Source organism: Caballeronia sp. LZ032, from assembly GCF_031451315.1.
Classification (GTDB): domain Bacteria; phylum Pseudomonadota; class Gammaproteobacteria; order Burkholderiales; family Burkholderiaceae; genus Caballeronia.
In genome coordinates this window covers 791692-804706 of the sequence record NZ_JARUXP010000004.1, presented here as the reverse complement: position 1 = coordinate 804706, position 13015 = coordinate 791692, and the positions used below count along the sequence as shown (strand labels likewise).

Annotated in this window: 13 protein-coding genes; 9 read left to right on the top strand and 4 right to left on the bottom strand. The window is 64.2% G+C overall.

What is annotated here, in order from left to right; genetic code table 11:
• Nucleotide 1: 1 nt before the first annotated feature.
• Complete coding sequence (locus tag QCE69_RS31460; RefSeq protein WP_309926381.1) at nucleotides 2-3061, top strand: peptidase domain-containing ABC transporter; 3060 nt, start codon at nucleotides 2-4, stop codon at nucleotides 3059-3061.
• The gene (locus tag QCE69_RS31455; protein ID WP_309820267.1) at nucleotides 3058-4368 is read left to right on the top strand and encodes a sigma-54 dependent transcriptional regulator; all 1311 of its coding nucleotides are present in this window, start codon (nucleotides 3058-3060) and stop codon (nucleotides 4366-4368) included. The genes QCE69_RS31460 and QCE69_RS31455 overlap by 4 nt, the downstream gene beginning before the upstream one ends.
• A gap of 53 nt (nucleotides 4369-4421) precedes the next feature.
• Here the strand turns inward: QCE69_RS31455 and QCE69_RS31450 are convergent, their stop codons facing one another.
• Complete coding sequence (locus tag QCE69_RS31450) at nucleotides 4422-5192, bottom strand: protein phosphatase 2C domain-containing protein (RefSeq protein WP_309926379.1); 771 nt, start codon at nucleotides 5190-5192, stop codon at nucleotides 4422-4424.
• A 105-nt stretch (nucleotides 5193-5297) separates the two neighbouring features.
• Nucleotides 5298-5633 carry a hypothetical protein gene (locus tag QCE69_RS31445; RefSeq protein WP_309926377.1) on the bottom strand — a complete coding sequence of 112 codons (336 nt, stop codon included), beginning with the start codon at nucleotides 5631-5633 and terminating at the stop codon, nucleotides 5298-5300.
• 460 nt (nucleotides 5634-6093) lie between these two features.
• Between QCE69_RS31445 and QCE69_RS31440 the strand changes: the two genes are divergently transcribed.
• The 3 genes from QCE69_RS31440 to QCE69_RS31430 all read left to right on the top strand — a co-directional run bounded on the left by QCE69_RS31440 (nucleotide 6094) and on the right by QCE69_RS31430 (nucleotide 8179).
• The gene (locus tag QCE69_RS31440; protein WP_309934837.1) at nucleotides 6094-6609 is read left to right on the top strand and encodes a lecithin retinol acyltransferase family protein; all 516 of its coding nucleotides are present in this window, start codon (nucleotides 6094-6096) and stop codon (nucleotides 6607-6609) included.
• A gap of 23 nt (nucleotides 6610-6632) precedes the next feature.
• A complete protein-coding gene (locus QCE69_RS31435; protein ID WP_309820253.1) occupies nucleotides 6633-6881 on the top strand; it encodes a hypothetical protein in 249 nt (82 codons plus the stop codon).
• Nucleotides 6882-7084: 203 nt separating this feature from the next.
• The gene (locus QCE69_RS31430) at nucleotides 7085-8179 is read left to right on the top strand and encodes a VOC family protein (RefSeq protein WP_309934834.1); all 1095 of its coding nucleotides are present in this window, start codon (nucleotides 7085-7087) and stop codon (nucleotides 8177-8179) included.
• A 24-nt stretch (nucleotides 8180-8203) separates the two neighbouring features.
• On the opposite strand, the gene QCE69_RS31425 is transcribed toward QCE69_RS31430, so the two are convergent.
• Together QCE69_RS31425 and QCE69_RS31420 are read right to left on the bottom strand one after the other, a co-directional pair.
• On the bottom strand, nucleotides 8204-8650 hold the full coding sequence (locus QCE69_RS31425; protein WP_309934831.1) for a cupredoxin family copper-binding protein: 447 nt from the start codon (nucleotides 8648-8650) through the stop codon (nucleotides 8204-8206).
• A complete protein-coding gene (locus tag QCE69_RS31420) occupies nucleotides 8647-9546 on the bottom strand; it encodes a metallophosphoesterase family protein (RefSeq protein WP_409021262.1) in 900 nt (299 codons plus the stop codon). The genes QCE69_RS31425 and QCE69_RS31420 overlap by 4 nt, the downstream gene beginning before the upstream one ends.
• 404 nt (nucleotides 9547-9950) lie before the next feature.
• Here QCE69_RS31420 and QCE69_RS31415 point away from each other — a divergent pair, with 404 nt between their 5' ends.
• The 4 genes from QCE69_RS31415 to QCE69_RS31400 all read left to right on the top strand — a co-directional run bounded on the left by QCE69_RS31415 (nucleotide 9951) and on the right by QCE69_RS31400 (nucleotide 12814).
• Nucleotides 9951-10631 (top strand): RNA polymerase sigma factor, encoded by a 681-nt coding sequence (locus QCE69_RS31415; RefSeq protein WP_309934827.1) that lies wholly within the window; start codon nucleotides 9951-9953, stop codon nucleotides 10629-10631.
• Nucleotides 10621-11364 (top strand): anti-sigma factor, encoded by a 744-nt coding sequence (locus QCE69_RS31410; RefSeq protein ID WP_309934825.1) that lies wholly within the window; start codon nucleotides 10621-10623, stop codon nucleotides 11362-11364. Before QCE69_RS31415 ends, QCE69_RS31410 begins: the two co-directional genes overlap by 11 nt.
• Nucleotides 11365-11562: 198 nt before the next feature.
• A complete protein-coding gene (locus QCE69_RS31405; RefSeq protein WP_309934823.1) occupies nucleotides 11563-12252 on the top strand; it encodes a hypothetical protein in 690 nt (229 codons plus the stop codon).
• Nucleotides 12253-12478: 226 nt separating this feature from the next.
• A complete protein-coding gene (locus QCE69_RS31400) occupies nucleotides 12479-12814 on the top strand; it encodes a hypothetical protein (RefSeq protein WP_309934821.1) in 336 nt (111 codons plus the stop codon).
• Nucleotides 12815-13015 lie beyond the last annotated feature (201 nt).

Genomic DNA, 13015 nt, shown 5'->3' with positions numbered 1-13015 from the left:
CATGGACGCGCCATCGAGCCTCGATTCACCCGCCGAGTTCCTCTCGTCGGTGGAGATACTCTCGCCGTTTTCGCGCGAAGAAATCGACGAACTCGCCGCTCAGGCGAGCTCGCGCCGCTTCGGTTTCGGCGAGACCGTGTGCAATGCCGGCGACGCCGCCAATGGCCTCTATATTGTCAAGGCGGGCTCGGTGCGCATCTTCACCGAGGAGCATGGCAAGGAAATCAGCATGGGGGTCAGGAAGGAGCGCGAGACCTTCGCCGATATCGCGATGCTGCGCGACTACCGCCATGAATCGTCGGTGCGCTCGTCGGGCAAGACCGAGTTGCTGTTCATTCCGCGCGCCGCGATCGAAGTGGTCATCGCGAAGAATCCCGCCGCGCTCGCCTTCGTGACGAGTTATGTCGCGATCAATTCGGCGGGCGGCTTCGTCGCCAAGCTGTTCGACTTGCGCACGAAGCTCAACAAGGCCGAACTGGAAGAGTGCGTGCGCAGCGTGGGCGTCAAGCGCGTGGCCGAAGGCAAGGAGATCCTCAAGCAGGATTCGCGCGACGACCGGCGGCTCTATGTCGTGCGGCAGGGCGAAGTGCGCATCGTGCGCGAGGAAGGCGGCCAGCAGCATGTGCTCGCGACGCTCGGTCCAGGCGAGATCTTCGGCGAGAAAGCCTGCGTGATGCGCCAGGAGCAGATGGCTTCGGCGATCGCGAGCACCGATACCCGCCTGCTTGTGATTCCCGAGAAGACGGTGCATTTCATCATCGAGCGCAATGTGAAGCTGCGCGAGGTGCTGGAGGAACGCATCCGCTTCACCGAGCGCGAAATGCAGCGGCAGAAGAAGATGGCCGAACGCCGCCGCCTGCCCGCGATGCTCGACCTGCACACGCGCCCCGAAATGGGCGAACGCGTCCTCAAGCGCTTCGCGTGGGTGGAGCAGGCGGAGGAGATGGATTGCGGCGCGGCGTGTCTCGCGATGATCTGCCGTCACTACGGCATCAACATGACGCTCGGCAAGCTGCGTGAACTCGCCAATGTGACGACCTCCGGCGCGACGCTCGATTCGCTCGCGCGCGCGGGCGAGTCGCTCGGCTTCACGGCGCGCGGCGTGCAATGCACGTTCGAATCGCTGCGCGGCTTCGAGATGCCGTTCATCGCGCACTGGGAGGGCTATCACTACATCATCATCTACGGCGTCTCCAAGGACAACGTGTGGGTCGCGGATCCGGCGCTCGGCTTCAGGAAGATGACGGTAGGCGAGTTCGAGCGCGGCTGGAGCGGTACCTGCCTGCTCTTCACGCCGGGACAGGATCTCGCGCAGAAGGCGGTGTCGCGTTCTCCGTGGCTGCGCTTCGTCGGCTATCTGAAGCCCTACAAGAAGATCCTGCTGCACCTGTTTCTCGCCACCTTCGTGATCCAGGTGCTGGGCGTGATTCCGCCGCTCATCATCCAGAACATTCTCGACGGCGTGATCGTGCATCAGAACGTCGGGCTGCTGCATGTGCTGATTGCCGGGCTCATCATCTCCAGTCTGTTCACGCAGCTGATGTCCACCATCCGCGCCTATCTCGCGAACTTCATGGTGCGCAACATGGACTTCGCGATGATGTCGCAGTTCTTCAAGCATACGTTCTCGCTGCCCTTCGGCTTCTTTGCCAAGCGCAAGACCGGCGACGTGTTCGCGCGCTTTCAGGAGAACCTGACCATCCGCGCGTTCCTCACGGAATCCACGGTCACGACCGTGCTGAACCTGCTGATGATCTTCATCTACTTCACGATCATGTTCCTCTATAACGTGAAGCTGACCTTGTTGCTGATCGCATTCGTGATCCCGATGACGGCGCTCACCGTGCTCGCCACGCCGCGCATCAAGCAGAACGCGCGCGAGACCTTTTCGGCAGGCACCGACGCGCGTTCCTATCTGATGGAAGCGCTCGGCGGGGTCGAGACCGTGAAGGGGATGGGGATCGAGCGCGCGGTGCGGCTCAAGTGGGAGAAGAAGTACGCGAAGTCGCTGGAAGTGCAGTACAGGTCGCAGCGTTTCAATATCGCCGTGGGGCTGTGCAGCCAGTTGCTGAACGCGGCAACGACCATCGGCGTGCTGTGGGTGGGCGCGAACCTGGTGCTGGCGCGCGAGCTGACCATTGGCCAGCTGATTGCGTTCAACGCGTTCATGGGCAGCGTGCTCGCGCCGCTGATGGGGCTCATCAACCTGTGGAGCCTGCTCAACGATGCCGGCGTCGCCATGGAACGGCTGGGCGATGTGCTCGACATCGAGCCGGAGCAGAAACCCGAGGACATGCAGCAGCGCGTGATGCTGCCCGACCTGCAGGGCGACATCAGCTTCAAGGGCGTGTACTTCCGTTATGGCGACGGCGAGACGCCCTACGTGCTGGAGAACATCAGCTTCGACATCAAGCCGGGCGAGCTGATTGCGGTGGTCGGGCGCAGCGGCTCGGGCAAGACGACGCTCGCGAAACTGCTGGTCGGCTTCTACGGGCCGAGCGAAGGCAAGATGACGGTGGACGGCTACGACATCAATGTGGTCGACAAGGGTTTCTATCGCGCGCAGATCGGCTATGTGATGCAGAGCAACCTGCTGTTCTCGGGAACGATTGCCGACAACATCGCGAGCGGCGATGAAGCGCCGGACCGCAGGCGCATCGAGGAAGTCGCGAAGATGGCCGATGCTCACGCGTTCATCGTGAAGATGCCGCTCGGTTACGAGCAGGTGGTGGGCGAGCGCGGCGTGGGGCTTTCGGGCGGACAGATTCAGCGGTTGTGCATCGCGCGGGCGCTGTATCACGACCCGCGCCTGCTGGTGTTCGATGAAGCCACGTCCGCGCTCGATACGCAGTCGGAGAGCAACATCCTCGGCAACATGCAGGAGATATTGAAAGGGCGCACGGCGGTCATCATCGCGCACCGGCTGTCCACCATCATGCGTGCCGACAAGATTCTCGTGCTGTACGAAGGCGGCATCGTCGAGCAGGGCAGGCACGACGAACTCGTGGCGAGAAAAGGCATGTACTACCAACTCGTGCAGAAGCAACTGAGCGCAGCATGAAAATACTCGACCAACCGGAAAGCGAAGCCAGCGCGCCGACCTCGGCGATCTCGTATGCGGGACTGATCGAGAAGATCGAGATCCTGCGCTCGACATTGCGCTGGACCTCGCGTCTCGAACGCCCTGAAATCGAAAAGCTGCTGCGCCAGGCGAGCGCCCTGCGCGACGAAGTCATGCAGATGTCGCACAAGGAGCGCTTCGTGCAGGCCGCTGCAGCGGAGCCGAAGCGGGATCTATCGCCGGGTGCGCGGAGGCGGGCCTTGCTGGAACGCAGCTTCATCTTCGAAGGGACCTTCGGTGACAATCCGAAGCTGCTCGAAGCGCTGGAGATTGCCGAGAAGGCCGCGCCCACGGATCTGCCGGTCCTGATCGACGGCGAGAGCGGCACCGGCAAGGAACTGATGGCGAAGGTGATTCACGCGAACGGCGGGCGCGCCGACAAGCCTTATATCTCGGTCAACTGCGGCGCGATTCCGGACAATCTGCTGGAGTCCGAGTTGTTCGGGCATCGCAAGGGCGCGTTTACCGGCGCGACCAACGATCGCAAGGGCAAGTTCGAGAGCGCGCATACCGGCACCATCTTTCTCGATGAAATCGGCGAGTTGCCGCTCACGGGCCAGGTCAAGCTGCTGCGCGTGCTGGAGGCGCATGAGATTCAGCGCGTCGGGTCGGACGAACCCATTGCGGTGGATACGCGCATCGTCGCGGCGACCAATCGCAACCTGCGACAGTTCTGCGACGAAGGGCGTTTTCGCGAGGACCTGTTCTACCGTCTGAGCGTGATTCACCTGACCTTGCCTGCGTTGCGCGAACGGCGCGACGAGATTGCCTTGCTGTTGCAGTACTTCGGCGATGAAGCGGCGGCGACGCTCAAGCGCCGGCCGGTGCGCATGTCGCCACGGCTGCGGGATTTCCTGCGCAACTACGATTACCCCGGCAACATCCGCGAGCTGCGCAACGTGGTGTACCGGCTGACGTGCCTCGCCACCGACATGGCGGACCTCGAACATCTGCCGGTGGATATCCGGCCGAAGTCGTCGCTTTCGCTGGCCATGAACGATGCCTCGGCGAACGGCAACGGCATCGTGACGGCGAGTTCGCTCGCGGAAGCGAAACGCGTGGCGAGCGATGAAGCCGAGCGTGCGTTTCTCGAACGCGGTTTGAAGGAGACCGGCGGGACAGTGGCGGAACTGGCGCGGCGCTATGAGATGAACCGCTCGCATCTGCAGATGCTGCTGAAGAAGCACGGGCTGCATTCGAAGGAGTTCCGGCTGGCGGCGCAGAAGAGCCGGGAGGCGGAGGGGTGAAGGGCGGGGTGATCGGATGCGGAGCGCATGGACCTCGGCGCCACCCCTATCAATCAAACCCCCGGATTCACCTGCGTCTTGTCCGACGCCATCAGATCCTCGGCATGCGCGACCACCACGGAGATGTTGTCGCGCCCGCCGCGTGACAACGCGATCTCGAGCAGCCTTTGCGCCGCCCTATCGCAATCGCCGGGAGCCAGCTCGCTCGCCATTTCCGCTTCGCTCACCTCGTTCGACAGACCATCGCTGCATAGCAGGAAGGTGTCGCCGTCGCGCAGTTCGAGCGTGTTCTCGTCGAGCTCCAGCACGTCCAGCGCGCCCACCGCGCGCGTGATCAGATGCTGCGCCGGATGGTGCAGCGCTTCCTCGGCCGTCAATTGCCCGCGCGCCTTCAGTTCTTCCACATGGCTGTGGTCGCGCGTCAGCTGCACGAGATTGCCCCGCCGCAGCAGATAGATCCGGCTGTCGCCGGCCCACAGGTAGCCGCAGGCGCGATCGCGTGCGATCAGCAAGACCACCGTGCTGCCGATTCGCGAGACCTGTCGCCGCGCCGCCTCCGCCCGCAGTTGTTCGTTCACGCGCAGAAGCCTCGCGCGTGCATCGGCCAGCACGCTAGTGAGGCCGCTTGCGCCTTTCACCTTCGCCAGACTCTCGATGACCATGCGGCTCGCGAGATCGCCGACCGCATGGCCGCCCATGCCGTCGGCGACGGCCCACACGCCGCGCGGCGGGGCATCGAGCAGAGCGTCCTCGTTGATCTGCCGCACGCAGCCGGTGTCGCTGCGGGCGGCGGAAGTCCATCGAAACTCGCTGGGGAAGGTCATGGCAACCTCCGGAATTCGGGGTGGCGCGGCGGCGGGCGGAGACTGCGAGCGATCGCGGTCATTGTCTCCCAACATGCGCCGCAGCGAACGGCGGATGTGCACCGCTCAGCCCGCGCGATTCCCGGCGACCGAGTCGGGATTGACCGTCAGCGTCGCCCCGTTGCCCGTGTTGCTGACGGTGGTGCTCTGGAACTGGTTGACCATCTGGCCGACGTTCGTCGTGTTGTTGGTGACGTTGTTCGTCACCTCGTAGATGTTGTTCGTGACATCGAAGACATTCACGGTCGCGCCGCCCACTCCGCCGCCGCCGCCCGATCCCCGGTCCACGTACGGCGTGATCCAGCCGTAGACCCAGGGAGCACCGCCGCCGCTGATGGCCGACATCGCCGCCTGATCGAGTTCCTTGTCGTAGGCGAGATCGGTGATGGTGAGGATGCCCATGGCAGTTCTCCGGAATGGCCTGAAGGGACGCGCGAGATCAATGCAAAGGCCGTGCCGGAATGCGCGCCATAGCCGTTCGAAAAATGGGTCGCCATAACGGGCGGGCGTGAGCGGCTGGGTCCCTGACAACTTCTGCTTCGCAGACTCAGGCGAACAGTCGGCACGGCGCCAACACCGTGTACAGACTCGACTGTATCTCGCGAACACCTTCTCCGACGCGCGCTCGATACGCTCAAAGCGCTTTACGAAGGAGGCGAGCAAATGACACTACGGACCCGACAGACACGCCTGAGAACTGTTGGCCTCGATCCTACATCCGCCGACCGTCACATGGGGTAAAACTGGCGTAACCATATAAAAATCAAAGACATATAAACACTGGCAAGGAAGATGCAAAAGAGCTGGCAACCCGGCGCCACACAAACACATGACGCCAAGCCGAACAGCCTCGGAGCCAGCCATGTCAACCCAGGAACAATTCGAAGTGAATCAGGCGCAAGCCTTCGCGCAGGAAGACGAACCCGCTCTGGGCACCGAACTCGTCACACGGCGTTCCGGCTACGACCATCACGGCATCTATGCCGGCAACGGCATGGTCATCCACTACGCCGGCTTCGCCAAGTCGCTGCATCGCGGGCCGGTCGAGGAAGTGACCGTCGAACAGTTCGCAGCCGGCCATGAAGTCACGATGCGCCAGAACCCGGCCGCCACCTTCGTCGGCATGGAAGCGGTGCGCCGCGCGCGCAGCCGCATCGGCGAAGACCGCTATCACCTGCTGACCAACAACTGCGAGCACTTCGTCACGTGGTGCCTCGACGGCCGCGCGCGCAGCCGTCAGGTGCAGGCCTGCCTCGCACATCCGCGCGCGGCGGTCCGTGCCGTGAGCGGACTGTGCCGCGCCTATCGCCGCCCGCCGCATCCGCCGCATGAATGCGGCGCTCGCCGCCTGATTGGCGCTCGACGCGCCGAATGCTGAACCTTGAACCCGAGGAGACCGTCATGCAAACCGCCGCCAACTCGCTGCACTGGGCCGTCGACAAGTGGCTCGCACCGACTTCCGCGCATCCGGCACGGGTCGTGCGCCTGTGCCGTTCGCAGGCGACCGGCGCGCGCTATGTCTGCATCGAGGCGCAGCATCCGGGCGGCCCGCTCGCGATCATCTTCTTCCGTCACGACGACGGCACCTGGAACGTGTTCCCGCCGCAAACACGGCGCCCGTCGATGAGCGCGCAGCGTCTCGCCGCCTGAAAACGACGACCGCGACGGCGACGGACAGCCGGGCAGGGCCGGAGCGCGTCGGGCGGCTCCGGCTTTGACACGGCGAACCCGCTGCCGCTACTCTAGGCGCAAGCATTCCGGCCCGGCGGGGACATCGCCGGGTCGCGCGGAGGCGGCCGGTCGTGGTAGCTTTGCGTCGGTGAACCAGATCGTACAATTTTGAGGTAATGCTGATGACACAGCCCGACTCCGTTTCTCCCGCCCGCGCGACGTCCGAATCCCGTCCGGACGACAATCCGCTCGGCATTGCGGGACTGGAGTTCGTCGAGTTTTCGAGCCCTGATCCGGAGGGGCTCGCCGCGCTGTTCGGCCGGCTCGGCTTCGTGCCCGTGGCGCGGCATGTCAGCAAGGCGGTGACGCTGTTTCGCCAGGGCAGCATGAACTTCCTGCTGAACGCCGAACCGGATTCGTTCGCCTCGCGCTTCGCGGAATCGCACGGAGTGGGCATTGCCGCCATCGGTATTCGCGTGCTGGATGCGCAGGTCGCGCACGAGCGCGCGCTGGAATACGGCGCGTGGGACTTCGAGGGCGAGAAGATCGGCCCGAACGAACTGGCGATTCCAGCCATTCAGGGCATCGGCGACTCGCATATCTACTTCGTGGACCACTGGCCGGGCAAGAACAGCGGCGAGAGTTCCATCTACGACATCGACTTCCGGCCGATTCCGGACGCAAGCCCCGCCGCGGACAGCACCGGCCTGCTCGACGTCGATCACTTCACCCAGACAGTCGGTGCGGGGCGCATTCAGGAATGGCTCGACTTCTATCGCGAAGTGCTGCACTTCGCGGAAATCCATCAGGTGCATCCGGACTGGCACGTCTCGCAGGACTCGGCCGTGATCGTGTCGCCGTGCGGCTCGATCCGCATTCCGGTGTATGAGGAAGGCACCTATCGCACGGACCTGATGCAGCAGTACCTGCCGGACCACGAAGGCGAGGGCGTGCAGCATATCGCGCTGGCATCGGCGGACATTTTCGCCTCCGTCGACAGCCTGCTCGCGCGCGGCGTGCGTTTCCTCCAGCCGCCGCCGCGCTATTACGACGAGATCGACGAACGTCTGCCCGGTCATGGCCTCGACATCGAGGCGTTGCGTTCGCGCGGCATTCTCGTCGATGGCGAGATCCTTGCCGACGGCACGCCGCAGCTGTTCCTGCAGACCTTCGCCGAGCGCCGGCCCGGCGACATGTTCTTCGAGATCGTCGAGCGGCGCGGCCATCACGGTTTCGGCGAGGGCAACCTGAGCGCGATTGCGAAGGCGCGCGGTTGAACAGGCACACCTTCGCATCGGCGCTCATTGCACGATGACCGTCCCGGTCATGTGCGGATGCAGCGAGCAGAAGTACTTGTAGATGCCGGGCTTGTCGAACACGTGCGAGAAGTGTTCGCCGCTGTCGAGCGGATCCGACTTGAAGGTTTTGCCCTCGTCCGCGACGGTATGCAGCATGTCGTCGTGATTCACCCAGGTGACCGTGGTCCCGACCGGCACTGTGATGCTGGGCTGGCTGAACGCGAAGCTGTCGATGGAAATGGTCGGCGCGGCGGCTATCGCTACCTGTTGCGCGGGCGCGGGCATCGGCTTCTGCGCCGGTTCCGCGGCACAGGCTGTAGGCACCATGCCGATCACGCCCTTCACGACCAGCGCGAAAGCCGCTTTGCGCAGAAACTTGCCGGCGAGCGGCCGGAGCGTGGCCGGCGAAACATACGGCGACACATAGTTCGCGAGCGTCGTGGAGATCATGACTGCACCCCCGCGAGCGACGTATCCGTGACCGCAAGCTGGGTTCGTCCGGCGACATGGGTGACTTCACGCAGACCGAGCATGCTGCGCAACTGATCCGACGGTACCTTCATCGGTCCGGGTCCCGACGGCGCGCCGGGCGCGGGTTGCGGAAAGGCGGTCGACATCGCCGAATAGAAGCGCATCTCTCCTTCCACCTTCTGTGCGACCTGATGCACGTGGCCGTTCAACACGGTCACCGAGCCGAAGCGCTTGAGCAGCGCGAGCGCCTGCGCGCTGTCGTCGGTGCCCCAGCCCCATTCCGGATACAGCGCCCACAGCGGGATGTGCGCGAACACGACGATCGGCGTGCTGCTCGACTTGCCCTGCAGATCCGCCTTGAGCCAGGCGAGTTGCGCATCGCCGAGAAAGCCGAGGCCGCCGCCCTTCAGGTCGATCACGTTAGTCAAGCCGATGAAATGCACGCCGCCCTGGTCGAAGCTGTACCAGTGACGGTTGCTGCCGCGGCCGTATTGCGCCGAGAAGCGGTCGAAGAACGGATTGCCGTCTTCGACCAATACGTCGTGTTCGCCGGGCACATAGTGCACATCCATGCCGGCGGCGCCGATGATCTGCGTCGCCGTATCGAATTGCGCGGGCTTCGACAGATGCGTGATGTCGCCGGTATGGATCATGAAGGCCGGCTGTTTCTTCATGGCGCTCACGCGCTTCACGGCTTCTTCGAGCGTGCTGGTCGGCTCGGTGTTCGGATCCTTGTTGAAGCCGATATGGCTGTCGCTGATCTGCACGAAACTGAAGCCGCTGGTCGTCTCGGCGGCTTGCGCGGACGAGATCAGGCGCGAAACGGGCACGCCGCCGCTCACGGTCCAGATCACGCCGGCGCCCGCCCATGCCATGCACGACAGGGCGGTGCGGCGGTGCTTGCCGTGATCGTCGAGTTCTTCGTGTGGGTGCTGATCCTGAGCGAGGCTATCCGTTTTCATGGCGGTTCCTTGGTGTCGATGTGGGTCGTGTTTCCTGGGGCAGGTGCGCTCCCTTTTGTGGGATCGCGTGCCCCTGGCGGCCCGGTGCAGGGGACGAGGCCTGAGCGTGGCGCCCGGTGTGCGGACGTTGCTGCGGCATCCGTCCATCGAACCGGCGTGGATGGCCTGTTATTCCCTTTTTATTTGTTGTAGAAGCGGACTGGAGACGGGAATAAAACCCGGACGGCATGCGTAACGGTGAGGGAGGGCGCGGGAAGCAGTCTGGCCGCGCCGCCTGGGGCAGTTTCCCGAACGTGGCAGCGAAAGGAGACCGCGCGATGTGGCAAGGCAGGTCGAGACAGGACAAGGCCGGACGCGGCGAGCACGCGGACCCGCAGGCTGCGGTGGCCATGCGGGCGCGTTTCGAGGCGACCGTGATGCCGCATCTGGATGCGGCCTACAATCTCGCGCGCTGGTTGTCCGGCAATGCAAGCGATGCCGACGACGTGGTGCAGGAAGCGTATCTCCGCGCCTTTCGTTTCTTTGGCGGATTCGACGGCGGCGCCGAGGCGAACGCGCGTGCGTGGCTGCTGGCGATCGTGCGCAATACCTGGTTCACGGAGTGGCGTCGACGGGTGCAGACGGCCGACGCGACGCCTTACGACGAAGAACTGGGCGGCGACGAGGCGTTGCCGGGCTGGTCGGAGGAAGGGGGCGCCGATCCCGAGACGCTGGCCGTGCGCCGCGACGAGATTCACCTGGTGCACCGCGCGCTGGAGGCGCTGCCGGTGGCCTTTCGCGAGGTGCTGGTGTTACGGGAACTGGAAGACATGAGTTACAAGGAAGTCGCATCTGTGACGGGCGTGCCGATCGGCACGGTGATGTCGCGGCTCGCGCGCGGCCGCAAGATGCTGGCGGGAGCGGTACGCGCGGCCCAGGGTGGGCAAGACCGGCCGAGCGTGCGGCTCGTGCGCCGTGCCGGACCGGGTCAATCAGAGGGGTCGGGAAATGGAAAATAACGACACCGCCTCGCTGGATACGAGGCTCGCCGACGGTTCGCTGTACCAGCGCGCACCGGTGCATTTGCGCACGCAGGTGCTGGCGCGGGTGCGGGAAGAGGCTTTCGAGGCAGAGCGTGAACGCGCGCCCGTGCATCGGGCGAGCCGGGGCTGGTTCGGCAATGCGTTCGCCGCGCCCTGGCCGTTCTTCGGCGGCGCGTTCGCCGGCGCGACGCTCTCGGCGCTCGTGCTCGGCGCGATGCTGTGGTTCCAGGCGTTGCCGCTGATGTCGGGCGTCGCGACCGGATCGCCGATGGCGCAGGAGATCGTGTCGAGCCACGTGCGCGCGCTGATGTCGGATCGTCCTATCGACGTGCTGTCCAGCGACAAGCACACGGTGAAGCCGTGGTTCAACGGCCGTATCGACTACGCGCCGCCGGTGATCGATCCGGCCGGACCGGGATTCGCGCTGGTCGGCGGCAGGCTGGATTACATCGATCATCGTCCGGTGGCGGTGGTGGTGTACCGGTATCTGAAGCATCCGATCGACGTGTATGTGTTTCCCGAGCACAAGGGCGATGGCAAGAGCAAGACCGCGGACAAGGACTTCCAGCCGGTCGTCACGCAGTCCGACGATGGCTATGCGCTCGCACGCTGGAATCACGACGGGATGACGTTCTGGGCGGTGACGGATGCATCGGGCGGGGTGCTGCGGCAGTTTGTCCACGCGATCGAGACGGGCGCGCCGCGTTAAGCGAGAGCAGCGGTCGCACCAGGGTGCAAGGTTGCGCGCGGTGTTCTTCGGGATGCCGCGCGTTTTTTTTATGCGCGCGGGTGGCTGCACGACCGCGACATCCGGACACGCATGCCCATGCTTTTGGCACATTGGTCTATGTGCGCAACCCCACGCACGGTGCGCAGCGACATCGAATGGAAGGGCGATGCAGCGCTGGTGCTCGACGCGGGTCATGGCGTGACCATCAACCGTGGCGCGACGATCGCGAACCAGGGCGGTTCGGGCGATCTCACACTGCGTGCGGACATGCATGGCGTCGATAACGGCGGCAGCGTGAACAACGCGGGCAAGATCGACTGGTCGAAGAGCACAGGGCTGGTCAGCGCGCTGTACGACATGAACGGCAGCTATACGCCGGGCACGTTGCTATCGAACGCACAATGGACCCCGCAGCGCTACAGCGGCGATGTGACGCACATCACGGCGTACAAGCTCGTGAACAACACAGCGGACTTGCGGAAGGTATCGAGCGATGTGTCGGGTAACTATGCGCTCGGCAAAGACTTCTCGGCCGGCACGATCAGTCCGATCGCCTCTGATCAAACGCCGTTTACAGGGCAGTTCGACGGCTCCGGTCATTCGGTGAACGTCGATGCGGTGAGCACGGTTATCTCGCCTGTCTGTCAGTGCGTGTTCGGCGGGTTGTTCGCTGTGATCGGCACGAATGGCGTGGCGCGGAACGTCAACGTGTCCGGCTCATCCACCAATGCAACCTCAACCGATGCTGCCCTGGGCATGCTCGCCGGTGAAAATTTCGGCACGATCGCTTACGCAACGTCGAGCGGTCGCGTCGGGGAAGCAATTACAACGAGAACGGCGGCCTTGCGGGCGTCAATCTTGGTCTGATCGAACGCTCGTCAAGCGGTGCCGATGTGGGAGATGCAGGTAACTCGGGCGGTCTTGCGGTGTCGAACTACGGCACCATCGTGCAGTCGTTGTCTACGGGCACCGTGACGGGTTATTCGGCTGGCGGCCTTGTCCAATACACGGTGGCTCGATCCTCCAGTCGTATTCCACTGCGGCCGTCAGCGGCGCTTTCGGCGGCGTTAATGCTCCCGGCGCGGGCGGTCTGGTGAACGGCAATGGTCCGAGCGGTGTCATCAGCGAGTCCTTCGCGACCGGCGCAGTGATTCCCGTTGGAACGGTGGGCGCACGGACTGCCGGGATCGCGGCCTCCAACGAGGGCGCGATTGCAGCGAACGTGTATTGGGACGCGCAAAGGACACAGCAAGCGAATGGCGTGTTCACGAACACGGGCACGCCGGTGTCGAATGCCAACGGCCTGACCACGGCGCAGATGAGTCAACCGGGCAGTCTCAGCGGGTATGACTTCAGCTTGGGCGGCGCGTGGGCGTTGCCGGTTGGCGCTACGCATCCGGTCCTCAAGTGGCAATTGACTGGGCAGTGACGAGCGCATGGTCGAAAGCGAAACGGCGGCGATGCCGTCGTTTCGCTGTTCCAAGGTCAAGATCATTAGAAATGTCAGGGTTTAAGCCTTGCCAATTTCTTTAGATCATTATCTCCCCACCGCGGCTGCCCGCTCTTCGGCGCAACCCAACACAGCCGCGTTGAGTCGCTCCAGGGTCAGTTCGCGCTGCGTGCGCGTGCC

Excerpts from the sequence above, each read along its gene's own strand:
- QCE69_RS31425 (WP_309934831.1), bottom strand. The coding sequence starts at position 8,650 with ATGATCTCCACGACGCTCGCGAACTATGTGTCGCCGTATGTTTCGCCG.
- QCE69_RS31440 (WP_309934837.1), top strand. The coding sequence starts at position 6,094 with ATGTCAACCCAGGAACAATTCGAAGTGAATCAGGCGCAAGCCTTCGCG.
- QCE69_RS31420 (WP_409021262.1), bottom strand. The coding sequence starts at position 9,546 with ATGGCATGGGCGGGCGCCGGCGTGATCTGGACCGTGAGCGGCGGCGTG.
- QCE69_RS31445 (WP_309926377.1), bottom strand. The coding sequence starts at position 5,633 with ATGGGCATCCTCACCATCACCGATCTCGCCTACGACAAGGAACTCGAT.
- QCE69_RS31410 (WP_309934825.1), top strand. The coding sequence starts at position 10,621 with ATGGAAAATAACGACACCGCCTCGCTGGATACGAGGCTCGCCGACGGT.
- QCE69_RS31430 (WP_309934834.1), top strand. The coding sequence starts at position 7,085 with ATGACACAGCCCGACTCCGTTTCTCCCGCCCGCGCGACGTCCGAATCC.
- QCE69_RS31435 (WP_309820253.1), top strand. The coding sequence starts at position 6,633 with ATGCAAACCGCCGCCAACTCGCTGCACTGGGCCGTCGACAAGTGGCTC.
- QCE69_RS31455 (WP_309820267.1), top strand. The coding sequence starts at position 3,058 with ATGAAAATACTCGACCAACCGGAAAGCGAAGCCAGCGCGCCGACCTCG.
- QCE69_RS31460 (WP_309926381.1), top strand. The coding sequence starts at position 2 with ATGGACGCGCCATCGAGCCTCGATTCACCCGCCGAGTTCCTCTCGTCG.
- QCE69_RS31450 (WP_309926379.1), bottom strand. The coding sequence starts at position 5,192 with ATGACCTTCCCCAGCGAGTTTCGATGGACTTCCGCCGCCCGCAGCGAC.
- QCE69_RS31415 (WP_309934827.1), top strand. The coding sequence starts at position 9,951 with ATGTGGCAAGGCAGGTCGAGACAGGACAAGGCCGGACGCGGCGAGCAC.